The organism is Corallococcus sp. CA049B, assembly GCF_003611685.1.
Classification (GTDB): domain Bacteria; phylum Myxococcota; class Myxococcia; order Myxococcales; family Myxococcaceae; genus Corallococcus; species Corallococcus coralloides.
On record NZ_RAWC01000022.1, the window covers coordinates 23,776 to 48,311 of the forward strand.

General features: G+C 70.9%; 21 protein-coding genes. 14 read left to right on the forward strand and 7 right to left on the reverse strand.

The features are described 5' to 3' along the window. Nucleotides 1–91 precede the first annotated feature (91 nt). The 6 genes from D7W82_RS07635 to D7W82_RS07660 all read right to left on the reverse strand — a co-directional run bounded on the left by D7W82_RS07635 (nucleotide 92) and on the right by D7W82_RS07660 (nucleotide 7,058). The gene (locus D7W82_RS07635; RefSeq protein WP_370450950.1) at nucleotides 92–1,954 is read right to left on the reverse strand and encodes an ArnT family glycosyltransferase; all 1,863 of its coding nucleotides are present in this window, start codon (nucleotides 1,952–1,954) and stop codon (nucleotides 92–94) included. Further along, nucleotides 1,951–2,901 carry a hypothetical protein gene (locus tag D7W82_RS07640; protein WP_120617697.1) on the reverse strand — a complete coding sequence of 317 codons (951 nt, stop codon included), beginning with the start codon at nucleotides 2,899–2,901 and terminating at the stop codon, nucleotides 1,951–1,953. Before D7W82_RS07640 ends, D7W82_RS07635 begins: the two co-directional genes overlap by 4 nt. Then, a complete protein-coding gene (locus D7W82_RS07645) occupies nucleotides 2,888–3,400 on the reverse strand; it encodes a hypothetical protein (protein WP_014398900.1) in 513 nt (170 codons plus the stop codon). The genes D7W82_RS07640 and D7W82_RS07645 overlap by 14 nt, the downstream gene beginning before the upstream one ends. Before the next feature lie 87 nt (nucleotides 3,401–3,487). Then, complete coding sequence (locus D7W82_RS07650; protein ID WP_120617698.1) at nucleotides 3,488–4,447, reverse strand: CarD family transcriptional regulator; 960 nt, start codon at nucleotides 4,445–4,447, stop codon at nucleotides 3,488–3,490. A 78-nt stretch (nucleotides 4,448–4,525) separates the two neighbouring features. After that, complete coding sequence (locus D7W82_RS07655) at nucleotides 4,526–4,741, reverse strand: hypothetical protein (RefSeq protein ID WP_120617699.1); 216 nt, start codon at nucleotides 4,739–4,741, stop codon at nucleotides 4,526–4,528. 97 nt (nucleotides 4,742–4,838) lie between these two features. Continuing rightward, nucleotides 4,839–7,058, reverse strand: a complete 2,220-nt coding sequence (locus D7W82_RS07660; protein ID WP_120617700.1) for a serine/threonine-protein kinase — start codon at nucleotides 7,056–7,058, stop codon at nucleotides 4,839–4,841. Nucleotides 7,059–7,281: 223 nt separating this feature from the next. On the opposite strand from D7W82_RS07660, the gene D7W82_RS07665 reads away from it, so the two are divergent. Both D7W82_RS07665 and D7W82_RS07670 read left to right on the forward strand, forming a co-directional pair. Continuing rightward, complete coding sequence (locus D7W82_RS07665) at nucleotides 7,282–8,004, forward strand: hypothetical protein (RefSeq protein ID WP_233587367.1); 723 nt, start codon at nucleotides 7,282–7,284, stop codon at nucleotides 8,002–8,004. A gap of 181 nt (nucleotides 8,005–8,185) precedes the next feature. Further along, complete coding sequence (locus D7W82_RS07670; RefSeq protein ID WP_120617702.1) at nucleotides 8,186–9,994, forward strand: acyl-CoA dehydrogenase family protein; 1,809 nt, start codon at nucleotides 8,186–8,188, stop codon at nucleotides 9,992–9,994. 33 nt (nucleotides 9,995–10,027) lie between these two features. Here the strand turns inward: D7W82_RS07670 and D7W82_RS07675 are convergent, their stop codons facing one another. Next, nucleotides 10,028–10,738 carry a PilZ domain-containing protein gene (locus tag D7W82_RS07675; RefSeq protein WP_014398894.1) on the reverse strand — a complete coding sequence of 237 codons (711 nt, stop codon included), beginning with the start codon at nucleotides 10,736–10,738 and terminating at the stop codon, nucleotides 10,028–10,030. Nucleotides 10,739–10,976: 238 nt separating this feature from the next. Between D7W82_RS07675 and mraZ the strand changes: the two genes are divergently transcribed. The 12 genes from mraZ to murC are packed head-to-tail and all read left to right on the forward strand — an operon-like array spanning nucleotide 10,977 to nucleotide 24,534. Further along, nucleotides 10,977–11,429 carry a division/cell wall cluster transcriptional repressor MraZ gene (mraZ, locus tag D7W82_RS07680; protein ID WP_120566798.1) on the forward strand — a complete coding sequence of 151 codons (453 nt, stop codon included), beginning with the start codon at nucleotides 10,977–10,979 and terminating at the stop codon, nucleotides 11,427–11,429. A 50-nt stretch (nucleotides 11,430–11,479) separates the two neighbouring features. Beyond that, entirely contained in the window at nucleotides 11,480–11,863 is a 384-nt protein-coding gene (locus tag D7W82_RS07685) for an STAS domain-containing protein (RefSeq protein ID WP_014398892.1), read from the forward strand. A gap of 23 nt (nucleotides 11,864–11,886) precedes the next feature. Then, nucleotides 11,887–12,792 carry a 16S rRNA (cytosine(1402)-N(4))-methyltransferase RsmH gene (rsmH, locus tag D7W82_RS07690; RefSeq protein WP_120617703.1) on the forward strand — a complete coding sequence of 302 codons (906 nt, stop codon included), beginning with the start codon at nucleotides 11,887–11,889 and terminating at the stop codon, nucleotides 12,790–12,792. Then, a complete protein-coding gene (gene ftsL / locus D7W82_RS07695; RefSeq protein WP_120617704.1) occupies nucleotides 12,789–13,181 on the forward strand; it encodes a cell division protein FtsL in 393 nt (130 codons plus the stop codon). Before rsmH ends, ftsL begins: the two co-directional genes overlap by 4 nt. After that, nucleotides 13,178–15,199 (forward strand): penicillin-binding protein, encoded by a 2,022-nt coding sequence (locus D7W82_RS07700; RefSeq protein WP_120617705.1) that lies wholly within the window; start codon nucleotides 13,178–13,180, stop codon nucleotides 15,197–15,199. Before ftsL ends, D7W82_RS07700 begins: the two co-directional genes overlap by 4 nt. Nucleotides 15,200–15,248: 49 nt before the next feature. Further along, the gene (locus tag D7W82_RS07705) at nucleotides 15,249–16,787 is read left to right on the forward strand and encodes a UDP-N-acetylmuramoyl-L-alanyl-D-glutamate--2,6-diaminopimelate ligase (RefSeq protein ID WP_120617706.1); all 1,539 of its coding nucleotides are present in this window, start codon (nucleotides 15,249–15,251) and stop codon (nucleotides 16,785–16,787) included. A gap of 27 nt (nucleotides 16,788–16,814) precedes the next feature. Next, the gene (gene murF, locus D7W82_RS07710; protein ID WP_120617707.1) at nucleotides 16,815–18,215 is read left to right on the forward strand and encodes a UDP-N-acetylmuramoyl-tripeptide--D-alanyl-D-alanine ligase; all 1,401 of its coding nucleotides are present in this window, start codon (nucleotides 16,815–16,817) and stop codon (nucleotides 18,213–18,215) included. After that, on the forward strand, nucleotides 18,215–19,393 hold the full coding sequence (gene mraY, locus D7W82_RS07715) for a phospho-N-acetylmuramoyl-pentapeptide-transferase (RefSeq protein WP_120617708.1): 1,179 nt from the start codon (nucleotides 18,215–18,217) through the stop codon (nucleotides 19,391–19,393). Before murF ends, mraY begins: the two co-directional genes overlap by 1 nt. 32 nt (nucleotides 19,394–19,425) lie before the next feature. After that, nucleotides 19,426–20,796: a UDP-N-acetylmuramoyl-L-alanine--D-glutamate ligase gene (gene murD, locus D7W82_RS07720; protein ID WP_120617709.1), complete on the forward strand. Its 1,371-nt coding sequence runs from the start codon at nucleotides 19,426–19,428 to the stop codon at nucleotides 20,794–20,796. Nucleotides 20,797–20,801: 5 nt separating this feature from the next. Next, nucleotides 20,802–21,965: a putative lipid II flippase FtsW gene (gene ftsW / locus D7W82_RS07725; RefSeq protein ID WP_120617710.1), complete on the forward strand. Its 1,164-nt coding sequence runs from the start codon at nucleotides 20,802–20,804 to the stop codon at nucleotides 21,963–21,965. Beyond that, on the forward strand, nucleotides 21,962–23,113 hold the full coding sequence (gene murG, locus D7W82_RS07730) for an undecaprenyldiphospho-muramoylpentapeptide beta-N-acetylglucosaminyltransferase (RefSeq protein ID WP_120617711.1): 1,152 nt from the start codon (nucleotides 21,962–21,964) through the stop codon (nucleotides 23,111–23,113). Before ftsW ends, murG begins: the two co-directional genes overlap by 4 nt. Continuing rightward, on the forward strand, nucleotides 23,110–24,534 hold the full coding sequence (gene murC / locus D7W82_RS07735) for a UDP-N-acetylmuramate--L-alanine ligase (protein WP_120617712.1): 1,425 nt from the start codon (nucleotides 23,110–23,112) through the stop codon (nucleotides 24,532–24,534). The genes murG and murC overlap by 4 nt, the downstream gene beginning before the upstream one ends. The last annotated feature ends 2 nt before the right edge of the window (nucleotides 24,535–24,536 follow it).

The window sequence follows — 24,536 nt, forward strand, 5'->3', positions numbered from 1 at the left end:
CCTTTCCGTCCTGTCCGCTTTTCGTGGACGCCCGCGGGGCCGCCGAGTGCACGGTCGTGCACATGGCTTCCTGCGTCATCCGGGCCCGGACCTACTCCGGGCGTTGGTAGACGATGACCTGCGGCGTTTCGTCCAGGTACAGCCCGGTGACGGGCGTGCGCGTGCCGAAGGCCTGCCACGTGAGGTACTCGTGCTCGCGGAACTCCTGGTGGTACTGGTACGCGACGATGTCCGCGTCGGACGGGCTGTTCACCGGCCGCACGTCCGGACGCAGCATGCCGTTGCGCTGGTAGTCGCGGAACGAGAAGCCGTTGACCTCGTGCAGGTAGACGCGCGCGCCCGGCTTCGCGTGTTCGTTGATCCACGGCAGCACGCCGGTGACGTGGCTGGACCAGAACTGCCGCTGCATCCCCAGCGTCGCCGCGCCCGGCAGCCCGCCCGCCAGCTCCGAGTACGCCGCCGTGCCGTACGGGAACACCCGCACCAGCCCCAGCAGCGCGGGCACCATGAGCAGCGCGAACACCGGCACCGTCACCGCCAGCGGTGACACCGACGGCCGCCGCGCCTTCAGCACCTCCCACAGCGCGAAGCACCCGCGCGCCACCGCGGCGCCCGCGAGGATGCCCAGGAAGGGCATGGACGGGAACCAGTGCTTCACGCCGCCGAAGTGCGGCACCTGCGGGTGGCTGATGATGAGGATGGACGTCACCGCGTTGACGCCCACCAGCGCCTCCGACGCGGTGGGCATCCGCACCTGGTCGCGCGTGCGCTCACTCAGGCTGAGCAGCGCGCGGCCCACGAGCGCCACGAAGCCCGTCACCATGGGCGCGAAGAGGCTGGTGGGCACCGTCAGCGCCGTCTTCACCACCACGTAGCTGAGCGGGAAGGGCGGCCCGCGCATCAACGTGCCCAGGTAGAACCAGGCGTAGTGGTTGTGCGTCGCGTGGAAGGCCAGGTACCACGCCGTGCGGTCCACCGGCGCGTGCCAGAGGTAGGGCCAGTGCAGATAGAAGATGACCGGGCCCAGCACCGCCATGGCCGCCAGCGGCACCAGCGCCCGTGTCACCGGCAGGCTGACGCGCCGCGAATCCCTCAGCAGCACCGCGCAGCCCACCGCGAGCCCCACGAAGAACAGCGTGTGCGGGCTCAGCAGCAGGAACTTCTTCTGGAACCCCGCGGGCCCGCCCAGGAACACCACCAGCAGGCCGTACAGCACCGCCACCGCGACGAAGAGCCCCACGAAGCGGAAGAGCCGCACGCGGGCCTCGGGGTTGCCTTCGCTCGCCCGCCACGCGCGCCACAGCGCGAACGGCGACAGCACGAACGGCATGAACAGGGCGTTGTGCTTCGTGGCGATGGCCAGGCCGAACGCCACGCCGCACGCGACGCCCCAGCGGGTGCTCTCCAGCGCGCGCCAGAAGCAGTACACGACGAGCAGCCACATCGCGGCCACCGGCATGTCGAAGCACGCCAGCTCCGCGTTGAAGTACTGGCGGGGCACCAGCAGGAAGGAGAGGGCGGCGAACCACCCCGCGGTGCGGCCGTACAGCGCGCTGCCCAAAAGGAAGCACAGCGCGGGCACCAGCGCCGCCATCGCGAACGCGGGCAGCCGGTAGGCCGTCGCGTCGCGCAGCACGCCCAGCGTGTCGTGGAAGAGCAGGTGGCTCAACCCGAACAGCGTCTTCATCAGCGCCGGGTGCTCGTGGTTGTAGTCCCACAAGCGCACGATGGCGCTGTCCGTGAACGCCTGCGCGGGCGAGCGCAAGAGCAGCCGGAACCACTGCGAATAGCCCTCCGCCGCGGCGAAGTAGACACTCTCGTCGCGCGTGAAGCCCACGGCCGCTTCCGTGCTCCACAGCGCCGCGAAGGCCAGCACCCACAGCGCCAGCGCCGTGAGCTTCTCCTCGCGCGTGGCGGGGCGTCCGGTCATCTCGAACGTCACCGGAGCCGTCATGGCTTCACCCCCACCGCGGGCTCCAGCGCCATCACGTCCAGGCACACCTGCCGCGACTCCGCGTTGTCCGCCTGCACCCAGACCTTCACCGTGCGCGGCGGCCCGGGCGGCAGCACCACCTCCGCCTTCTGCACGCCCTCGCGGCCCGGGGGAATGGGCACGTCCAACAGCCGCTCGCCCGTGGCCGCGTCATCCACGCCCAGGTACGAGGTGGACAGGCGCGGGTCCTTGGAGTGCGCGAACTCGAAGATGATGCCGCCCTCCAGCCGCAGGCCCATGCCGGACGGCACGTTGGCGAACTCCGCCACCAGCCGCTGCGGCCCTCCCGGCGCGTGCATCCACAGGCAGCGCCGGGGTTCGTAGAGGATCTCGTGCCACTCCGGCGCCACGTACAGGTGCGGTGGGCCGGGGCAGCGGTGCACCTTGCCGTCGAAGGGGCAGTCCCGGCGCGAGCCGTCCGGCTGCTCCAGGTACACACGCGCCGCGCTCGCGGACTCGCTCGCCACCCAGTGGCGCGGGCGGTAGCGGCCGTTCTCATAGAGGCGCAGCGACAGCGGGCCCAGGCGCGACTCGGGGCCCAGCGCCTTGCGGCCGGGGAGGAAGGCCGCTTCGAACGCGCCCACGTCGGAGCGGGGCAGCTCCGGCTGGCCCAGCACCCAGATGCGCGGGTGCGCGCTCAGGTCCGCGCGGTCCGACTCCAGCCACCCGTACACGGGCACGGCAGGAGGCACGAAGAGGCGGGCGCGCTCGGTCCACCAGGGGAACAGCAGCACCGCGTCCCCGGGGCGCGCGTCGCGGGCCAGCACGTCCGCCACGGCGCGCTCGTCCGCGTCCGTGGGCAGCCGGCCCGGAAGCCTCAGCTGGAAGGCGAGGCACCCGAGCGCGACGAGCAACAGGGCCCCCAGCTCCACCAGGGGCAGGGCGCGCAGGGCCTTAGGACTTGGCAAGACGGATCTTCTGCTCGCTCTTTTCGCGGCAGAAGGTGCAGAAGATGTGGTCGCCCTGATTGAAGGACGGCGTCCAGGGCGGATACATCGCGCAGCGCGGATCCAGGCAGTGGTGCAGCTCCCAGAGCGTGCCCAGCTGGTGCAGCGCGTGCCGCGCGATGGGCTTGAAGTCCTTCTCCAGGTCCTTGAACGGCGCGATGGAGAGGATTGCCCGGTCCTTGCCGTACCTGGCGAAGCCCGACGTGGGCGCCTTGCCGCTGGGCAGGTCGCGGTCCTTCAGCTTGCGCGAGGTGAGCAGCAGCACCTTGTCGTCCTTGTAGGCCCGGATGCCCTTCACCTCATCGAGCAGCTTCTCCGCGTCCAGGGGCTCGGACATGCCCGCGGGGACCTCCGCGGAGCCGCTGTGCTCGCTGCCCACGCCGAAGGCCGTGTAGAGCGTGCGGTTGAACTTGGCGAGCTGCTTGTCGTCGAAGGGGTCCAGCGTCACGACGCGAATCACGGGGCGTCACCTCGGCGGGGAGGCCCTCGCGGCGTGCCGGGCGCGCGCTTGAACGCGCGACGCGGGCGGCCGGGAGGGCCGTGGGGTTCACTCGTCCTCGGGCGGCTTCGCCTTGGGAGGACGGCCACGCTTCTTGGGCGCGGCGGGCTCCGCGGGCGCGGCGCCTTCGGGCGGCCTGGCCTTGGGCGGACGGCCGCGCTTCTTCGGAGCGGCGGGTTCGGCACCCTCCGCCACCTCGGGCTTCGGCTTGGGCGGACGGCCGCGCTTCTTGGGGGCGGCGGCTTCCGCGCCCTCGGCCGGCTTGGCCTTGGGCGGACGGCCGCGCTTCTTGGGAGCGTCCTCGCCCCCCTCTTCGCCGCCTTCCTCCTCGCCGCCCTCTTCCTCGGAGGACTCCTCGTCGGACTCGGCCTGCGGCTCCTCGTCCGAGGGCAGGTCCAGCTCTCCGCCCTCCAGACCCATCAGGTCGCCGTCCAGGTCCATGTCGTCCTCGTCGCCACCGGGCCGCGCGAACTCCGCGGCGGTGCGCTTGGGACGCTCCTTCCCGGGCGGGAAGAGGACGATGTCGATGGAGTCCTCGGCGTTGGCCTCGGCGGTGCCCAGCGCGGCGGCGACCTCCGAGACCAGCAGGTGCCGGGCGTTGTCGTAGAGCTCGCGCTCCTTGGTGGGCAGCGGGCGCAGCTCGCTGAGGACCTGGAGGCCCTTGACGACCTCCGCCAGCCCCAGGATGCCGCCCTGGGTCATGCGGTCCAGGTTGGTGCGCGCGCGCTGCTTCCAATCCAGGTCGGCCTTGTCGCTGTCCGAGCGGAGGAACGCGTAGATCTCCTCCACGTCGGCCGGACTGGCCACCTTGCGCACGCCGATGGAGAGGATCTTCCCTTGCGGCACCATCACGACCGCGCCGTCTTCCTCCCGGCGCATGGTGACGAAGGTGAGGCTCTGGCCCGCAACCTCCTTCACGTCGATGGCGGCGACGCGGCAGACCCCCTGGTTGGGGTAGACGACCCGGTCTCCAACCTGGAGCTGGAGTGCAGCGGACCCTTCTGGCATGGCCCCCTCGTGGGCGGGTGTGATGAGCACCGAAGCGAGCGCCGGTCGTAGCACCGTGCCCCGCCGGATGCCACGAGATTACCGGGGAAGCATTGTCAGCCGGTTGGCACTGCGCTGCGCTTCCAACAGCTTGGCCATGACCTCGTGCGCCTGCGAGTCCAGGACCGCGTCGATTTGGGCGTCGGTCGGCCCCTCGTCCGCCGTGCTTCCGGGCCGAGCGTCCACGCGGGTGGAAAGTCCCACCGTCGCCATCACCGCGATCCCCAGGGCCAGCACTGCCAGCAGCTTCTTCATGAGCGTCCTCCGTGGCGGCCCAGGGTAGGGGCGGCGCCCGGATGATCAATTTTTCGGCTACAGGCTGGCGGTGTCCTGTAGCGGCCCGTCGCGCGCGCTACTGGTGCAGCGGCGCCACCGGCGTGACCTCCAGCGTGAGGCCGCCGGAGTTGTCGCGGACGTCGTCATCCGGGAACGCGAGCCGCAGCCAGCTCGCGCCGCGCATCACCGTGGGCTGGTTGACCTCCAGCACCTCCAGCGTGCCCGGGGCCACGGCCGGGGACGGCCCCGCGCCATGCAACGCGAGCACTCCGCCCACCTCTCCACCGCCAAAGCCGCGCGTGCGCGCCGGCTCCCCGGCCGAGCGCACGACGACGCGGTACGTGGTGGACGGATCCAGCTCCCGGAGCGTGAAGCCGTCGTGGGGGGACAGCGAGACGGCGTGCCGGCGCGCGTCCAGGAGCAGGGTGGTGATGGCGCCGCTCGCCTGTTCGCGCACGTGCACCTGGAGCGCGCCGCGGTTGTCGTCGGGGCGGTCGTCCCAGAGGAACACGTAGAGGACGGAGGCGTCGCGCACCAGCACCTCGTCCGTGCCCACCAGGCCGAAGCTGTCGCGCGCGGCCAGCGCCGTGCCGCCCTCCAGGAAGTACACGGCCTGGGCCACCGGCAGCGGTCCACCCACCGACACGCGGCCCTCCACGCGCAGGCCGTAGGTGCGGGACGGATCCAACCGCATGCGCGCCGCCTGGGACGAGGGCACGCGCAGGGCATGCGCGACCGCGCTGAGCGCGAACGGGCCTCCAGAGGAATAGCGGGCGATGGCTGCGGGCGCGTCGTTCGGACCCGCGCGGGGCAGGGCCCGCGCGGCGACCGCCTGCTTCGGCGAGAGCCGCGCGTGGACCGCCAGCGTGGTGCCGCGCTCGGCGTGCACGCGCTGGCTGAAGGGCACCATGCCCGGCAGCAGCACCTCCAGCACGTGGTCGCGGTCCGACGGAAGCTGGGTGATGAGCGTGGGCGTCGTCGCCGCCAGCGTCCGGCCGTCCACGCGGATGGTGGCGCCCGGAGGCGAGGAGCTGAGCTCCACCGCGAACGTGTTGGATCCGCCCATGACCAGGCCCAGCCACGTGGCCACGAGCGCCGCCACCACCACCGGCGCGCCGCGCACCGCCCAGCCTCGCAGGGAGCGGTGCCACGCGGGCCTCGGCTCTGGAGGCATCGCCTGCGGGGGCAGGGGCTGCGTCGTCAAATCGCCTCGGGGCTCGCCGGGCTCACCCCGGGGCTCGGAGACGTGGCGGGGCACCTCCGGCGGCGTGTCGATGGGCGGCGGTTCGGCGACGCCGCTCCAGCGGCCCACCCGTGCGACGAACTCGCGCGGCAGCTGCACCGGGCGGCCGGCCTCCACGAGCTCCGGCTCGAAGAGGTAGCCCATGAAGTGGCCCAGGTCGCTGGTGGACACGTCCGGCGCGGTGACGTGGAGCTGGCGCGCCAGCGCCTCCGCGAAGGCCTGCGCGGTGGGGTAGCGCTGCTCCGGGCTCGTGGCCATCGCGGTGAGCAGGATGCGCTCCAGCGCGGCCGGGATGTTCGGCGTCCACTCGCGCGGGCGGGGGAAGTCGCCCTGGGAAATCTTGCGCAGCACGTCCTGGAGCGAGCCCTCGAAGGGGCGCCGTCCGCAGAGCATCTCGTAGAGGACCGTGCCCGCGGCGAACACGTCCGTGCGCGCGTCCAGCGCCTCGCCGCGCGCCTGCTCCGGCGCGAAGTAGACGTACTTGCCCTTCGCGGGGTCCACCTTCGTGTCGGAGCGCCCGGCGAGCCGCGCCCGCGCGATGCCGAAGTCCACCAGCTTCACCTGCCCCTCGAAGGAGAGGAGCACGTTCTGCGGGCTCACGTCCCGGTGGACGATGTGCAGCGGGCGGCCGTTGTCATCCAGCCGCGTGTGCGCGTACGCCAGCCCCCGCAGCATGTCGATGGCCACCAGCACCGCCAGGGGCGGCGGCAGCGCGGGCAGCCCCTTCTCCCGCGCGCGGCGCATCACGCGCGAGAGCGGATGGCCGTCCACCCACTCCATGGCGAGGAAGTACTCGCCCTCCACCTCGCCGAAGTCGAAGATCTGCGCGATGTTGCCGTGCGACAGCCCCAGCGCGATGCGCGCCTCGTTGATGAACATGGACACGAACGCGCTGTCGTCCGCGTAGCCCGGGAGGATCTTCTTGATGACCACTGGCTTCGTCACGCCCGCCACCGCCGTCATCCGGGCGCGGTAGATCTCCGCCATGCCGCCCGTCGCGATGCGCTCGAGCAGCTTGTACTTGCCGAACTGGAAGCCGGCGGAAGGCGGCACGTTCGAATCGGCTCCGGTGGAGGGGAGTCCTTCGCAAAAACCGCGAGAAGCTATCATGAGGCCATTCAGACGCTCCGGGTGGAATATTCCGCTACGCTCGCCAGCCTGTTCCCGTAACCCTGCATTCTTCCTCCTGGTGTGGAGCAGCCTCACATGGTGTGGCTGCCGGGAGTCCCCGCCCGCCGAACCGGTACGCACGGTATCTCCGGAGCCAGCACTCCGCGTGGATCCGGCGCCCCCTCCACCGGCTCCCGTGGACGCGGGCACCTGGGCGGATGCGACCGTCACGCCCGTGTCCGCGCCCGCCTGGGGAGAGCCCCTTCCGGAGGACCTCCTCCGGCTGGAGCTGTCGGGAGAGCAGGTGCGCCTGGGCTCGGAGACCTTCACCCCGGCCCGGGCCCCGGACGCGGCCAGGCTCGCGGAGCGGGTGCGGGGCCGGGACGTGCTCGTCGCCGTGGAGGACGCGGACACGTTCCTCGCGCAGGTGTCGGACGCGTTGGCCGTGCTTCGCGCGCGGGCGGCGGAGGTGTGGCTCCGGCACCCGGACGCGCCGGTGGCCTACCGCCTGGTGCTGCGCGACGAGCAGGGCTTCCGGGCGTGGCTGGACGAGGTGGCGCCCGGCAAGCTGCGCATCATCCAGCGCGCGGACGGCTTCGAGCTGAGCACCAGCGTGGGCAAGCTGCCGGGGCCGGACCGCAACGGCCCGTCCGTGCCGGTGCGCGGCGGGCGTCAGGACATCGCGACGCTGCGGCGGGAGCTGGCCCGGCTGAAGACGCGCTTCACCACGTCGGACGACCTGTGCCTCGTGCCCTCGTTCGGCACGGAGGTGGTGCAGGTGGCGCGGGCGCTCGGCGGCACGTACGTCGCGCCGGAGGAGGCGCTCTTCGACACGCTCTGCCTCGTGTACCCCACGCCCCGGTCCGCACCGGACGCGGGTTCACCGTAGGCAAGGGGCCACGAAGCCTCCCGCCTGGCGGGCGGGCACGCACCCGGGGTGCAGTCCCACGTCGCATTGAGGCGGTGGGGGCTCGCCGCTACTACCCCCAGAGGTCCGCGCGCCCTAATGTGCCGCGCGCCTTTTCCCCTGAAGGCTTCGGAGGGCAATGCTCCCTCCCCGGAGGTCGTCGATGGTCGCCGCAACCGAGCCCGCTTCCCGTCCCCAGGATGTTCTCGCCGGGGGCACCTTCCTCTTCCAGGAGGTGGGCTCCACCCGCATCCTCACGCCGGAGGGGTTCTCCGAGGAGCAGCGGCTCTTCTTCAAGACGGCGCTCCAGTTCTGCCGGGAGCAGGTGCTGCCCCAGGCCGCGCGCATCGAGGGCAAGGACAACGCGCTCTTGCGCGACCTCCTGCGCCGCGCGGGCGAGCTGGGCCTCCTGAGCGTGGACATCGCGGAGACCTACGGCGGCACGGGCCTGGACAAGACGACGTCGCTGCTGCTCGCGGAGGCCATGAGCCTCCTGGGCTCCTGGTCGGTGACGTCCAGCGCGCACACCGGCATCGGGTCGCTGCCCATCGTGTGGTTCGGCAACGAGGCGCAGAAGGCGAAGTATCTGCCGAAGCTGGCCACGGGTGAGTGGGTGGCGGCGTACGCGCTGACGGAGCAGGGCAGCGGCAGCGACGCGCGCGGGGCGAAGACGAAGGCGGTGAAGTCCCAGGACGGCAAGCACTACGTCCTCAACGGCTCCAAGCTCTACATCACCAACGCGGCCTTCGCGGACGTGTTCGTCGTCTTCGCGCAGGTGGACGGCGACAAGTTCACCGGCTTCATCGTGGAGAAGGACACCCCGGGCCTCACCGTGGGCCCGGAGGAGCACAAGATGGGCATCCGCGGCTCGTCCACGTGCCCGCTCTACTTCGAGGATGCGCTCGTCCCCGTGGAGAACCTGCTGGGAGAGCTGGGCAAGGGCCACCGCATCGCCTTCAACATCCTCAACTACGGCCGCCTGAAGCTGGGCGCGGGCGTCATCGGGGGCATGAAGCTGCAACTGCAGAGCGCGCTGAAGTTCGCGCAGGAGCGCAAGCAGTTCAAGGCGCCCATCGCCACGTTCCCGCTCATCCGCGAGAAGCTCGCGCGCATGGCCACGCTCGTCTACGCGGTGGAGAGCATGACGTACCGCACGGCGGGGCTGGTGGACGGGCGGCTCGCGTCCAAGGAGCGCTCGGACGCGGACTACGACGCGCACGTCATCGCCGCGATGGAGGAGTTCGCCACCGAGGCCTCCATCATGAAGGTCTTCGGCTCGGAGGCACTCGGCTTCCTCGTGGACGACGCGGTGCAGGTGCACGGCGGCGCCGGCTACATCGAGGAGTACCCGGTGGAGCGCGCCTACCGCGACGCGCGCATCAACCGCATCTTCGAGGGCACCAACGAAATCAACCGGATGCTGATCACCGGCATGCTGCTCAAGCGCGCCGTGAAGGGCGACCTGCCGCTGTTCGCGCAGGCGCGCTCCGTGGCGGAGGAGCTGGGCCGCGGCGAGCGTCCCCGCGCGGGCCGCCACGACGCGCTCGCCAACGAGGAGATCGCCGCCGAGTGCGCCAAGCACCTGGCCATCCACGGCATGCGCCTGGCCGCGGAGACCTTCGGCACGGAGCTGGACAAGCACCAGGAGGTCATGGCCGCGCTGGCGGACGTGGTGATGGACGCGTACGCGCTGGACTCCATGGTGACGCGCACCCGTCAGGGCGCCACCAGCGGGGTGCTGGACCCGGTGCGCGTGGCGCTGGTGCGGCTGTACGCGATGGAGTCCACCACCCGCGCCTTCGAGCGCACCCGCCGCGCGCTCTGCGCCACGCTCAAGGGTGACGCGCTCTCGCTGGAGCTCAAGCGCCTGGCCGCGCTGGACGCCTTCTCGCCGTACGACCCGGCGGAGCTGCGCGAGACCATCGTCGCGGGCCTGGAAGAGGCCGGCGGCTACCCGTACAACCCGCTGTAATGGCGGAAGCGCGCGGGTGCCCTGGACGCGGCGTCAGGGCATCCGCGACACGGCATCCAGGCCGAAGCTGACCCGGGCCCGCCAGGGCGCGGGCGGCAGGTGCTCCAGCGCCATCAGGTCCTCCAGCCGCTGGAGCATGTCCGGCCGCAGCCGGCCGAACGTCGCGCCGAAGCCCGGCGTCACCGCCTGCGCCACGCCCTTGCGCGGCACGGACGACGTCCACGCCACCTCGCCGTGGAGCAGGAGCGGCCCCTCCGTCATGTCCATCTCCATGAAGAAGGGCGTGCCCACCTGCACCTCGCGGGGCAGGGCGGGGGCGTCCACCTCCAGGCCCACGCCGCCGCGGGAGATGTCGCGCACGTAGAAGAACGGCGCCCGGGGGTCGCTCTCCCTCGCGCGCAGGTGCAGCGGCAGGCGCGGGAAGCGGCGCAGGCCGTTCTGCTCCTCCTGGGCGAAGATGAACTGGAGCACCGCGTCCAGCGCGCTGCGATCCTCCGCGCCGTCGTAGCGCACGGTGAGCATGAAGCGCTCGCCGGGGCGCGGCTCCACCTTGACGACCTCGCCCAGCACCTCCACCGGCCGCGGCATGCCGCCCGCGTGCAGCTCGAAGGTGAAGCGGGTGCCCAGCGGCAGGGCCCTGCGCGTCTCCAGGGTGACGCCGCCCTGACCCACGCTGCGGGTGTACTCGCCGACCAGCGACTGCGGCGTTTTGTAGGCCACCTTCAGTCGAACGTTCGTGTTCACGCGCCCGCCAGTCTCAGCCTGGGAGCGAAAGAACTCAAGTTTACCCCATCCTCAAAGGTAGGCCGTCCGGCATGTGCCCTGGGGGATGTCCGGCGCCGGGCGCGCGGTGTTCCAGCCTGTTGCGCGCTTTCTTGACCCCCCTGGGGGGGGCGCGTATGTATGCCGGCCGCAGAGGGGTAAGAAGTGGGAAGGAGTGGTGGTCCGTCCCGTGTCGGGCTGAAAAGGTGGATCGTCCCGCGTGTTCCGAGGCGTCTATGAGCACCAGATCGACGCGAAGGGGCGCACCAGCCTCCCGGCGAAGCTCCGGGAGACGTTGGTGGGCGCCTACGACGAGCGGCTCATCGTCACCACGGCCCTGGACCCCTGCCTCCACGCCTACCCGGTGCGGGAGTGGGAGGCGTTGGAAACCGCGCTCGCCCGGCGCAACCCCATGGAGCCGGGGGTCAAGACGTTGATGCGGCTGTACGTGGCCAGCGCGCAGGAGTGCCCGCTGGACAAGCTGGGACGGTTGCTGATTCCCCCGTCGCTCAGGGCGTACGCGAAGTTGGAGAAGGAAGTGGTGTGGGCGGGGATGGTGAAGGTGATTGAGCTTTGGAGCCAGGAAGGCTGGGCGAAGGCGCAGGAGGACGCGCGCCAGGAAGCCACCTCCCCGGACGTGTTGCGGGTGCTGGGCGAGCTGCGCCAGCCGTAGCCAGGAAGTCGACAGCTTCAGGTTTCGCGAAGAGAAGGGTGGGCAGGCGCATGGACCAGGTGCAGGAGGTTCGTCGGAACAGGGCGGTGGTGGCGGCGTCCGAGCGCGTGGAGACGCTGATGCTGGAGGGCGAGCTGGAGGAGGCGGACCTGCTCAAGCTGTGCGAGGACCTGATGCACCGGCTGCACCGGGGCACCCGTCAGGTCGTCCTGGACTTCGCGGACGTGTCGCACCTGAACTACCGCGGCGTGCGCCCGCTGATGGCCCGCACGGACGCGTTCCGCCGCGCCGGTGGGGACGTGAAGCTGTCCGGGCTGTCGCCGTACCTGGCCGCCATCTTCCGCGCGGCCGGCGCCCATGACGCCTTCGAGCTGTACCCGCACATGAACGATGCCCGGGCCGCCTTCCAGCTCGCGCGCGCTCCCTTCGTCTGACCCCGCACCCCAAGGCCCCTCCCGTGGACTTCCAGCACCAGACCGTCCTGCTCCACGAGACGGTGGAGCTGCTGAACCCGGCGGAGGGCAAGGTCATCCTCGACGGCACGCTCGGCGGCGGAGGCCACACGCAGGCGCTGCTCGCCCGGGGCGCCACGGTGGTGGGCGTGGACCGGGACCCCGTGGCGCTCGCCGCGGCCACCGCCCGCATGGGCGGCAACGCGCGCTTCCAGGCCCGGCAGGGCAACTTCGCGGACCTGCCCCATGTGGCGCACGACCTGCTGCCCGTGGACGGCGTGCTGGTGGACCTGGGCGTGTCCTCGCCCCAGCTGGACGTGGCCGAGCGCGGCTTCTCCTTCATGAAGGACGGCCCGCTGGACATGCGCATGGGGGACAGCGGCATCACCGCCGCCCAGCTCATCGCCGAAACGGACGAGCGCGACCTGGCGAGGCTGCTCAAGGACTACGGCGAAGAGCCCTTCGCGCGGCCCATCGCGCGGGAGCTGAAGAAGGCGCTGCCCCAGCGCACGCTGGAGGCCGTGGAGGTGGTGAAGCGCGCCGTGCCCCGCAAGGCGTGGCCGGACCGCATCAACGTCGCCACCCGCACCTTCCAGGCGCTGCGCATGGCGGTGAACGGGGAGCTGGAGGCGCTGGACGCGCTGCTCGCCGCGCTGCCCTCGCTGCTGAAGGTGGGGGGCCGCGCCGCGGTCATCTCCTTCCACTCCCTGGAGGACCGGAAGGTGAAGGAAGCCTTCCGCGCCCTGGTGGGCGGGTGCACCTGTCCGCCGGGCTTCCCGGTGTGCGTGTGCAACAGCCAGGGTGACTTCGCCCTCGTGTCCAAGAAGGCCGTCGCGGCTTCCGAAGCGGAAGTCGAGGCCAACCCCCGCTCTCGCAGCGCGCACCTGCGCGCGGTGGAGAAAATCCGATGAGCAAGGCCCTCTCGCGTCCCTCCGTGTCCGTGGCCGGCGTGCTGATGCACCTCTTGCCCGCCGTCATGCTCTTCACCCTGTTCGCGGCCGTGGGCATCCTCCACGTCACGAGCCGCGTGCTGGTGGTGGACATGGGCTACCGCCTGTCCAACGCGGAGGGCGAGAGCCGCTCGCTCACCCGGGAGAACGACCGGCTCAAGCTGGAGCTGGCCACGCTCAAGGCGCCGGGCCGGTTGGAGCGCGTGGCCCGTGAGCAGCTGGGCATGGCCATGCCCAAGGGCGGCGCGGTGGTGTCCATCGCCGACGAGCGCGTGAAGGGCTCCGGCACCGCGCAGGCCCGTTCGGCGGCCCCGGCCGTCCGCGTGGCGGAGCGGGGGACCGGGCGGTGAGGGATCTCAAGAGCGCTCGGATTCCGGAGTCGAACACGAAGGGGCTCAGGCTGCGGGTCCAGCTCTTGTTCGGGCTGTTCCTCGCGCTCCTGGGCACGGCGTTCGGCCGCGCGGTCTACCTCCAGGTCTTCCAGCAGGAGAAGCTGCGCGGCCTGGCGCAGGACCAGTACGTCCGGCAGATCGACATCCCGGCCCGGCGCGGTGACATCTACGACCGGCGCGGCACGCCGCTCGCGCAGAGCGTGGAGGTGGACTCCATCTGGGTGGATCCGTCCATGCTCCCCGACGTGCCGCAGGCGGCCCGTCAGCTCGCCCGCGCCGTGCACCTGGACAGCAAGGACCTGGTCGCGCGCCTGTCGCGCGCCAGGCGCTTCGCGTGGGTGAAGCGCCAGGCGAAGCCCCAGGAGGTGGAGGCGGTGAAGGCGCTGGGCCTGCCGGGCCTGGGCTTCACCAAGGAGCCCAAGCGCTTCTATCCCCAGCGTGAACTGGGCGCGCACATCGTCGGCATGGTGGGCACCGACGGGCACGGCCTGGAGGGCCTGGAGCTGGCCTTCGAGGACGAGCTGTCCGGGCAGAACTCGCGCACCTCCGGCTTCCGGGACGCCAAGGGCCGCAAGCTGATGGTCCAGGGCGCCATGGATCCGCTGGAGCGCCAGGGTGCCACCGTGACGCTCACGCTGGACCGGCACCTCCAGTACGTCGCGGAGAAGGCGCTGGCCAAGGCCGTGGACGACGCCAAGGCGACGGCGGGCATGGCGGTGGTGCTGGACCCGCGCACGGGGGAGATTCTCGCGCTGGCCAACAACCCGCGCTTCAACCCCAACACGCCGGAAGACGGCGTGAAGAACGCCATCCGCAACCGCGCCGCGCTGGATTCCTTCGAGCCCGGCTCCACGATGAAGGCCTTCGTGGTGGCCGCCGCGCTGGAGGAGAAGGTCATCACCCCGGACCAGCTGTTCTTCTGTGAGAACGGCTCCCTGCGCATCGGCCGTCACACCATCCGGGACACCCACCCGCACGGCTGGCTCAACGCGCAGGGCATCCTCCAGGTGTCCTCCAACATCTGCGCCGCGAAGATCGCCGACGCCCTGGGCCGCGAGAAGTTCGTCGCCGGCTACCACGCCTTCGGCTTCGCGGAGCGCACCGGCCTGGCGCTCACCGGCGAGAGCCGCGGCGTCATCCCGTTTCCGAAATCGGACATCTCCCTGGCCACCCAGTCCTTCGGCCAGGGCATGACCTCCACCGCCGTCCAGCTGGCGGCGGCCTACGGGGCGCTGGCCAACGACGGCGTGCTGATGCGCCCGTACCTGGTCTCCAAGGTGGTGGACCCGGACGGCGTGGTGCTGCTGGAGAACCAGCCCACGGAGCTGCGCCGGGTCGTTTCCCAGAGGGTGGCGCGCCAGGTCGTGGGCATGCTCGAGAGCGTGGTAGTCAAGGGAGGGACCGCGCCCAAGGCCGCCATGGACGACTACCGGGTGGCCGGAAAGACGGGCACGGCGCAGAAGGCGGACCCCGTGGCACGGGGGTATTCCGACAAACGCATCGCGTCGTTCGCGGGCATGGTGCCAGCCGAGGCCCCGCGCGCCGTGATTCTCGTGGTGGTGGACGAACCCAAGACAGACGTATACGGGGGGAACGTGGCTGCCCCTGCCTTCAAGGAAATCGCTACCGCCGCCATGGCCCACCTGGCCGTGCCCCCGTCCCGGACGGTGGCACCCGCCGAGGTGGCCGCGGCCGCTACGCCCGTGGTGCCCCCTCCGGCACCGAAGGCGCTGGCGAAGGCCGTGCCCGTCCGGGCCGGCCTGGAGGATGCGGTGACCGAGACCCCGGAGCCCGGCACGGTGCGTGTGCCGGACGTCCAGGGACAGGCAGGACGCGAAGCCGTGGTGAAGCTGCTCGCCGCGGCGTTGGAGCCACAGCTGCAAGGAAGTGGACGAGTCGTATCTCAGACCCCCCCCGCCGGTGCGCTGGTGGAGAAGGGGGCCCGGGTGACGCTGGAAATGGCGGCACGGCAATGAGGCCGTGTCCTTTCCAGGCCCCGCAAGCAATGCGTGTGAAGGGGAAGAGATGAAGCTGACGGATGTCCTCGCAGGGTGTGGAGCCGAGCAGACCTCGGGCGGCCGTTCCGCGGTCGACGTCACGGGAGTGACGCAGGATTCGCGGCGCGTGAAGCCGGGGGATCTCTTCATTGCCGTGCCGGGCCTGAAGGAAGACGGGGCCCAGTTCATTGGTGAGGCTGTGTCGCGCGGCGCCGTGGCCGTCGTGTCGGAGAAGCAGGGCCAGTCGTCGCAGGTGCCGTTCTTCAAGGTGAGCAGCGCGCGCAAGGCGCTGGCCCTCATCGCGGCCAACTTCCACGGCCGCCCCGCGGACAAGCTGACGCTCCTGGGCGTCACCGGCACCAACGGGAAGACGACCACCACGTACCTCCTGGAGGCCATCCTCGCCACGGCCGCCATGTACACCGGCTCTCCGGCGCCGGGCGTCATCGGCACGCTGGGCTACAAGTTCGGCGGCAAGACGACGGAGCTGGCCAACACCACCCCGGACCCGCTGGAGCTGCACCGCATCTTCCGCGAGATGGTGGACGCGGGCGTGGAGACGGTGGTGATGGAGGTCTCCAGCCACGCGCTCGCGCAGGAGCGCGTGCACGGGCTCACCTTCAAGGCCGCGGGCTTCAGCAACCTGTCCCGCGACCACCTGGACTACCACAAGGACCTGGAGGAGTACTTCCAGGTGAAGCGCAAGCTCTTCCTGGAGAACCTGGCCGCCTCCGGCACCGCGGTCGTGAACGGCGACGACACCTTCGCCAGCCGCGTCTACACGGAGCTGCGCAACCAGAAGCGCATGGCGTGGAAGTTCAGCCGCACGGGCGCGGGGGAGATCTCCGCCGCGGACGCCGCCTATTCGCTCAAGGGCATCGAGGCCACCCTGAAGACGCCCGCGGGCGACATCAAGGTGAAGAGCAAGCTGCTGGGGCCCCACAACCTGGAGAACATCATGCTCGCCGCCGGCATCGCGCTGGGCGCGGGCATCAGCCGCTCGGACGTGAAGAGCGGCATCGAGCTCGTCACGGGCGTGGCTGGCCGCATGGACCGCGCGGAGAACCACCGCGGCGGCCCGGCGCCCGCCGTGCTGGTGGACTACGCGCACACGGATGACGCGCTCAAGCGCTCCATCGAAGCGGCGCGCGCGCTGGCCAAGGGCCGCGTCATCGTCGTCTTCGGCTGCGGCGGCGACCGCGACAAGGGCAAGCGCCCGCTGATGGGCACGGTGGCCGCCGAGGGCGCGGACCTGGTGATGGTGACCAGCGACAACCCGCGCACGGAGGACCCGGAGACCATCATCTCCGAGGTGACGCCGGGCCTGGAGAAGGGCGGCCTGCGCCGCATCTCCGAGGGCAAGGCGAAGAACGGGGAGAAGGGCTACCTGGTGGACGCGGACCGCCGCGCCGCCATCGAGCAGGTCATCAACCTGGCCAAGGACGACGACGTCGTCCTCATCGCCGGCAAGGGCCACGAGACCTACCAGACGGTGGGCACCGAGAAGCTCAAGTTCGACGACCGCGAGGTCGCCGCGCGCGCGCTGGCCAACCGCATCCCGGGCTGAACCTGCTCAAGGCCACACCCCCCCTCCATGGCCGTTCGATTCTCCGATGACGAGGTGGTGCAGGCGACGGGTGCGACCCGGCGCGGGGAGCCCGTGGAAGCGGGCTTCCCCGCGGTCTGCACCGACACGCGGTCGCTCACCCCCGGGTGCCTCTTCGTGGCGCTGCAGGGTGAGCGCTTCGACGCCCACGACTTCGTGGACGGTGCCCAGCGCCAGGGAGCGGCCGGGGCGGTGGTGAAGCGGGGGAGGGCGCTGCCGGCCCTGCCCCCGGGCTTCGCCCTGTACGAAGTGGAGGACACCCTGGCCGCGCTCGGCGGCCTGGGCGCGCTGCACCGCCGCCGCTTCCGCATCCCGGTGGCGGCGGTGGGGGGCTCCAACGGGAAGACGACCACCAAGGAGATGGTGGGCGCCATCCTGGCCACGCGCGGCCCCGCGCTGAAGACTGAGGGCAACTTCAACAACGAGGTGGGCGTCCCGCTCACGCTCTTCCGGCTGGAGCCGTCCCACGTGGCGGCCGTCATCGAAGTGGGGATGAACCAGCCGGGCGAAATCGAAAGGCTCACCCGCAAGGTGCAGCCGGACGCCGGGGTCATCACCGTCGTCCAGCCGGAGCACCTGGAGGGGCTGGGCAGCCTGGAGGGCGTGGCGGAGGCGGAAGGAGAGATGTTCCGCGAGCTCTTGCCCCAGGCCACCGCCGTCGTGAACCTGGACGACGCGCTCATCGTGCGCCAGGCCGCGCGCAGCGGCGCGAAGCACCTGACGTTCGGCCGGGCGGAAGGGGCGGACGTGCGCCTCACGGCGGTCCACACGCTGGGCCGCGACGGCATGGTGGCCACCGTGCGCTACCAGGGGAAGGACTGGCCGGTGCGCCTGCACTTCGTGGGGCCGCACAACGCGCAGAACGCGACGGCGGCGTTCGCGACGGCGCTGGCCCTGGGCTACTCCCCCGAGGAGTGCGTCAAGGGCCTGGAGTCCGCGCGGCCGTACGCGCGCAGGCTCAACATCGTGGATGGCAGGCACGGCATCACGGTGGTGGACGACTGCTACAACGCCAACCCTGCCTCCATGGAGGCCGCGCTCGTCACGCTGGGCACGCTGGTGCCGGAAGGCGGCCGGGCGGTGGCGGTGCTGGGCGACATGCTGGAGCTGGGCGCGGGCGAGGCGGAGGAGCATGCCCGGCTGGGTGAGCTCGTCGCGCGGCACGCGAAGCTGGTCGCGTTCTTCGGCCCCCGCTCGTCGGGCGGTCTGGGCAGCGCGGACATGGGAGATTCCGCCGCCCATTTCACCGAAGTGGAGCCATTGGTGGCGTGGTTGACGCCCCGGCTTCAGCCCGGTGACGTGGTGCTGGTGAAGGCCAGTCGCGGCATGCGATTGGAGCGCGTGGTGGCGGCCCTCACGGGCGCGGCCCCCCCCGGAGGGAGTCACTAGTGCTGTACCTTCTGTACGAGCTCATCCAGAACACCGAGGCCGGGCGCGTCCTCAACTTCCTGCGCTACCCGACCTTCCGCATCATCGCCGCGGGCGTCTTCGCCCTGCTCCTGGGGATGCTCATCGGTCCACGCCTCATCGCGCGGCTGCGCCTGAAGCAGCACGGGCAGAGCAACGTGCGCGAGGACACGCCGGACTCACATCAGAAGAAGAAGGGCACGCCCACCATGGGTGGCGCGCTCATCCTCATCTGCATCGCGGCGGGCACGCTCCTGTTCGCGGACCTGAAGTCCCGCGGCGTCTGGGTGATGATCCTCCTCACCTTCGGCTACGGCTTCATCGGCTTCCTGGACGACTGGCTCAAGCTGTCCAAGCGCAACTCCAAGGGCCTGGCCGGGCGCAAGAAGATGGCGCTGCAGACGCTCTTCTTCCTCATCGCCATCTTCGGCCTGATGTGCACGTGGACGAAGGCGGACGGCTCCTTCGGGCCCACGCTGCTCATAGACACGCGGCTCACGCTGCCCTTCGTTCCGTCCCATTGGTTCAACCCGGACCTGGGCTGGTTCTACGTCGTCTTCGCGTGGATCGTCATCGTGGGCACGTCCAACGCGGTGAACCTCACGGACGGCCTGGACGGCCTGGCCATCGTGCCCACCATCGTGTCGGCGGTGACCTTCTGCGTGCTCTGCTACGTGGCGGGCACCACGCTGCACATCGCGGACACGGAGACGGTGAACGGCGTCGCGAAGCTCACGGCCACGCCGCTCTACCGCTACCTGGGCATCCTCCAGGTGCCGGGCGGCGCGGAGCTGGCCGTCTTCTGCGCGAGCATCGTGGGCGCGGGCATCTCCTTCCTCTGGTTCAACACCTACCCGGCGTCCGTGTTCATGGGCGACATCGGCTCGCTGGCCCTGGGCGGCGCGCTGGGCGGGCTGGCCGTGTTCTCCAAGAACGAAGTCGTGTCCGCCATCATCCACGGCATCTTCTTCGCGGAGGCGCTCTCCGTGATGATCCAGGTGGCGTCCTTCAAGATGACGGGCCGGCGCGTCTTCAAGATGGCCCCGGTGCACCACCACTTCGAGCTCAAGGGCATGGCCGAGCCGAAGATCATCGTGCGTTTCTGGATTGTCGCCATCCTCTGTGGTGGCGTGGCCCTGCTGTCCCTGAAACTGCGCTAGTCGCTTTGCCCCCATCGAGGTCGGCCCGCCCCATGAATCCCTCGCTGTCCGGTCGGAAGGTCGCGGTGTTCGGGCTGGCCAAGAGCGGCGTCGCGGCGCTGCGGCTGCTGGTCCAGCACGGCGCGCAGGTGACGGCGCTGGACGCGCGCTCCGAGGACGCGCTCGGCGACGTCGCGAAGGAGCTGCACGCGAAGGGCGTGACGCTCGTCACGGGCGCCACGCCCCCGGGGCTGCTCACCCGCCAGGACCTGGTGGTGGTGAGCCCGGGCGTGCCGCTGTCCCTGCCGGAGCTGGAGGCCGCGCGCACGTCGGGCGTTCCGGTGTGGGGCGAAATCGAGCTGGCGGGCCGCCTCCTCACGGGCACGCGCTTGCTGGGCATCACCGGCACCAACGGCAAGAGCACCACCACGGCGCTCACCGGCGAGCTGTACGCGAAGGCGGGCCTGCGCACCTTCGTGGGCGGCAACCTGGGGCGCCCGCTGGCGGAGGCCGCCATGTCCCCCGGGGACTGGGACGCGCTGGTGGTGGAGCTGTCCAGCTTCCAACTGGAGGGCATCCACCAGCTCAAGCCCACGGGCGCGGCCATCCTCAACCTCACGCCGGACCACCTGGACCGCTACGCCAGCCACGCCGTGTACGGCGAGGCCAAGGCGCGCATCTTCATGAACCAGGATGGCGGCAGCGACTTCGCCGTGGTGAACGCGGACGACGCGGCGGTGATGGGGCTGGCGGCCTCCGCGCGCGCGCCCGTGTACGGCTTCAGCCTCACGGGCCGCCCGGTGGTGGATGCGCCGAAGCTGGCGGGGCTGGCCATTGCCCGGCCCGGCGGCTTCGAGCTGGAGTTCGCGGGCGAGTCCTACACGCTCACCAATCGCTCGCTCCGGGGCTCGCACAACGCGCAGAACGCGATGGCGGCGGCGCTGCTGGCCCGGCTGGGCGGCGTGGCGAAGGACGCGGTGCAGGCGGGGCTGGACAGCTACCCGGGCCTGGCGCACCGGCTGGAGAGCGTGCGCGTGCTGGACGGCGTGGAGTGGGTGAACGACTCCAAGGCCACCAACGTGGACTCCGTGCTGGTGGCGCTCAAGGCGTTCGCCGGGGACGTGTGGCTCATCGCGGGCGGCAAGGGCAAGGGCGCGCCGTACGCGCCCATGGTGGAGGCGGGGCAGGGCAAGGTGAAGGGCGTGCTCACCATTGGCCAGGACGCGGACGCGCTGGCGCGGGCGTACGCGAACGACGCGCCGGTGCACGCGTGCGGAAATCTGGCCCAGGCGGTGGCGAAGGCGCGTGAGGTGGCGAGGGCGGGGGACACGGTCCTCTTGTCCCCGGCGTGCGCGTCGTACGACCAGTTCAAGAACTTCGAGGACCGGGGCGACACGTTCAAGCGCCTCGTCGGGGCGCTCTGACCGTGATGAAGACCTCTCCTCCGGCCGCCCCCGTGCGGTTCGATCCGATTCTGCTGTGCGCGGTGCTGGCGCTGGTGGCGCTGGGCCTGGTGATGACGTACTCGGCCAGCGCCGTGCTCGCGCAGGACAAGCTGGGCGACAGCCTCTACTTCCTCAAGCGCCAGCTGTCCGCCGCGGGCCTGGGCCTCGTGGCCATGGCGGTGGGCATGAAGCTGGGGTGGCGGAAGCTGGCGCGGCTGGCGTACCCGCTGTTGCTCATCGCCATCGTGCTGCTCATCGCCGTAGCCATCCCCGGCATCGGCACCACGGCGGGCGGCGCGCGGCGGTGGATCCGCCTGCCGGGCTTCAGCCTCCAGCCGGCGGAGCTCGCCAAGTTCGCGTGGGTCGTCTACCTGTCCTATTCGCTGGCGAAGAAGCGGGAGAAGGTGGCCACGTTCTCCATTGGCTTCCTGCCGCACCTGGCCCTGTGCGGCATCCTGGTGTTCCTGTGCATGCTCCAGCCGGACTTCGGCAGCAGCGTGCTGCTGGTGTTCATGCTCTTCGTGCTGCTGTTCGCGGCGGGCACGAAGCTGTCGTACCTGGTGGGCTCCATCCTGCTCGCGCTGCCGCTGGCCTTCGTCGCCATCGCGACCAGCCCCTACCGCATGAAGCGCATCCTCGCGTTCCTGGACCCGTGGGCCCACCGGCACGACGTGGGCTACCAGGTGGCGGAGTCGCTGATGTCCATCGGCTCTGGCGGCATCACCGGCCTGGGGCTGGGGGACGGCCGGCAGAAGCTGTTCTTCCTGCCGGAGGCGCACACGGACTTCATCTTCTCCATCCTCGGTGAGGAGCTGGGGCTCATCGGCGTGGGGCTCCTGGTGGTGCTGTACGCCATCGTCCTGTGGCGCGGCATCCGCGCGGCGCTGGCGGCGGGGGAGACGTTCGGCACGTACCTGGGCCTGGGCATCAGCTCCATCATCGCGTTCCAGGCCACGGTGAACATGTGCGTGGCCATGGGCCTGTTGCCCACGAAGGGCCTGACGCTGCCGTTCGTGTCCTACGGCGGCACGTCGCTGGTGGTGCTGATGGGCTCCGCGGGCATTCTCTTGTCGCTCAGCGCGAACACGCAGGGCGCGACGCGGCCGGTGCGCACGGGCACCACGGACCTGCGGGAGGTGACGGCGTGAAGGTGCTCATCGCGGGCGGCGGCACCGGGGGCCATCTGTTCCCGGGCATCGCGCTGGCGGAGGAGGTCGTGACCCGCCACCCGAACAACGAGGTCGTCTTCGTTGGGACGGAGAAGGGGCTGGAAGCGCGCGTGGTGCCCAAGGAGGGCTACCCGCTGGAGCTGGTGAAGGTGCAGGGGCTCAAGGGCAAGGGGCTCCTCGGCCTCCTCAAGGGGCTCATCGCGCTGCCTCTGGCGTTCCTCGCGTCGTTCCGCATCCTGTCGCGCCACAAGCCGGACGTGGTGGTGGGCGTGGGCGGCTATGCGAGTGGGCCCGTGGTGCTGGCCGCGTGGCTGATGGGCATCCCCACCGCCATCCAGGAGCAGAACGCGCTGCCCGGGCTCACCAACAAGGTGCTGGGCCGCATCGTGAAGGTCGTCTTCACCTCCTTCGAGGAAGCGCGCAACCACTTCCCGGAAGCCAAGGTGCAGATGATTGGCAACCCCATCCGCAAGAAGCTGATGGACAACTACCTGCGCAGCAGCTCCGCGCACGAGAAGTTCTCCGTCCTCATCTTCGGCGGCAGCCTGGGCGCGCGCGGCCTCAACAACCGCGTGCTGGAGGCGCTGGACTCGCTGGGCGACGTGAAGGGCCAGCTCGACATCGTCCACCAGACGGGGAAGCTGGACCTGGAGAGCGTGAAGAAGGGCTACGCGGACAAGGGCTTCGCGGACGTGGCGCAGGTGGTGGAGTTCATCGACGACATGTCCTCCGCCTACGCGAAGGCGGACCTGGTCATCTGCCGCGCGGGCGCCACGTCGCTGGCGGAGCTGACGGTGTGCAAGAAGGCCAGCATCCTGGTGCCCTTCCCGCACGCCACGGACAACCACCAGGAGGTGAACGCCCGCGCGCTGGTGGACGTGGGCGCGGCCATCATGTTCCGCGAGTCGGAGCTCACCGGGCAGAAGCTGGCGGAAACGCTGCGCGGCCTGATGACGGACCCGGCGAAGCTCAAGCAGATGGCGAAGAAGGCGGGCATCCTGGGCCGCCCCGCCGCCGCGAAGGAGCTGGCGGACGTGTGCGTGGACCTCACGACCCAGGCCTGGGGCCCGGGCGGACGCGACCGTGGACAGAAGGACGTGAAGAAGGCACCCGGGAGCAAGGCATGAGCAGCAAGACCGTCAGCAACAAGCCCGGCAGCCTCTTCAAGACGCGCCACGCGGCGCACGTGCACTTCGTGGGCGTGGGCGGCATCGGCATGAGCGGCATCGCGGAGGTGTTGCTCAACCTGGGCTACCGGGTCTCCGGTTCGGACCTGCGCGAGAGCGACATCACCCGCCGCCTGGCGAAGCTGGGCGCCACGCTCTACGAGGGCCACAAGGCGTCCAACCTGGTGCACGCGGACGTGGTGGTCATCTCCTCCGCGGTGCGCAAGGACAACCCGGAGGTGGTGACGGCGCGCCAGCGCAAGATTCCCGTCATCCCTCGCGCGGAGATGCTCGCGGAGCTGATGCGCCTGAAGTACGCGGTCGCCGTCGCCGGCAGCCACGGCAAGACGACGACGACGTCCATGGTGGCCACGGTGCTGTCCGCGGCGGGCCTGGACCCCACGGCGGTGGTGGGCGGCAAGGTGAACGTGCTCGACTCCAACGCCAAGCTGGGCAAGAGCGAGCTGATGGTGGTGGAGGCGGACGAGTCCGACGGCAGCTTCCTCAAGCTGCACCCGTCCATCGCGGTCGTCACCAACATCGACCCGGAGCACATGGACCACTACGGCGACCTGGAGACGCTCCAGTCCGCCTTCGTGGAGTTCTGCAACCGCGTCCCCTTCTACGGACTCAACGTGCTGTGCCTGGACAACCCCAACGTCCAGGCGCTGCTGCCGCGCATCGAGAAGCGCTTCGTCACCTACGGCAGCTCGCACATGGCGGACTACCGGCTGGAGGGCATCTCGCTGGACGGCTTCACCACCACCTTCCGCGCCTTCCGCCGCGAGGAGGACCTGGGCGAGTTCCGCGTGCGCATGGTGGGCGCGCACAACGCCTTCAACGCGCTGGCGGTGGTGGCCATCGCGGAGGAGATGGACATCCCGCTGGAGACGGTGCGCTCCGCGCTGGCGGAGTTCGGCGGCGTGCAGCGCCGCTTCACCGTGCGCGGCGAGGTGGGCGGCATCACCGTGGTGGACGACTACGGGCACCACCCCACGGAGGTGATGGCCACGCTGTCCGGCGCGCGCCGCGCCTTCGGCCGCCGGGTGGTGGCCGCCTTCCAGCCGCACCGCTACACGCGCACGCACGACCTGATGAAGGAGTTCGCCACCGCGTTCAACGACGCGGACGTGCTCTTCGTCACCAGCGTCTACGCGGCGGGCGAGGAGCCGATTCCCGGCGCCACCGGCGACGCGCTTGCGGAGGCCATCCGCGCGCACGGTCACCGCGACGTGACGTTCGTGGAGAAGCGCGCGGACGTGGCGAAGGCGCTCCACGAGCGCGTGCGCGAGGGCGACCTGGTGCTGACGCTGGGCGCGGGCGACATCACCCAGGTGGGCCCGGACCTGCTGAGCCTGATGGGCGCGGCGAAGGGCGGGTAGGG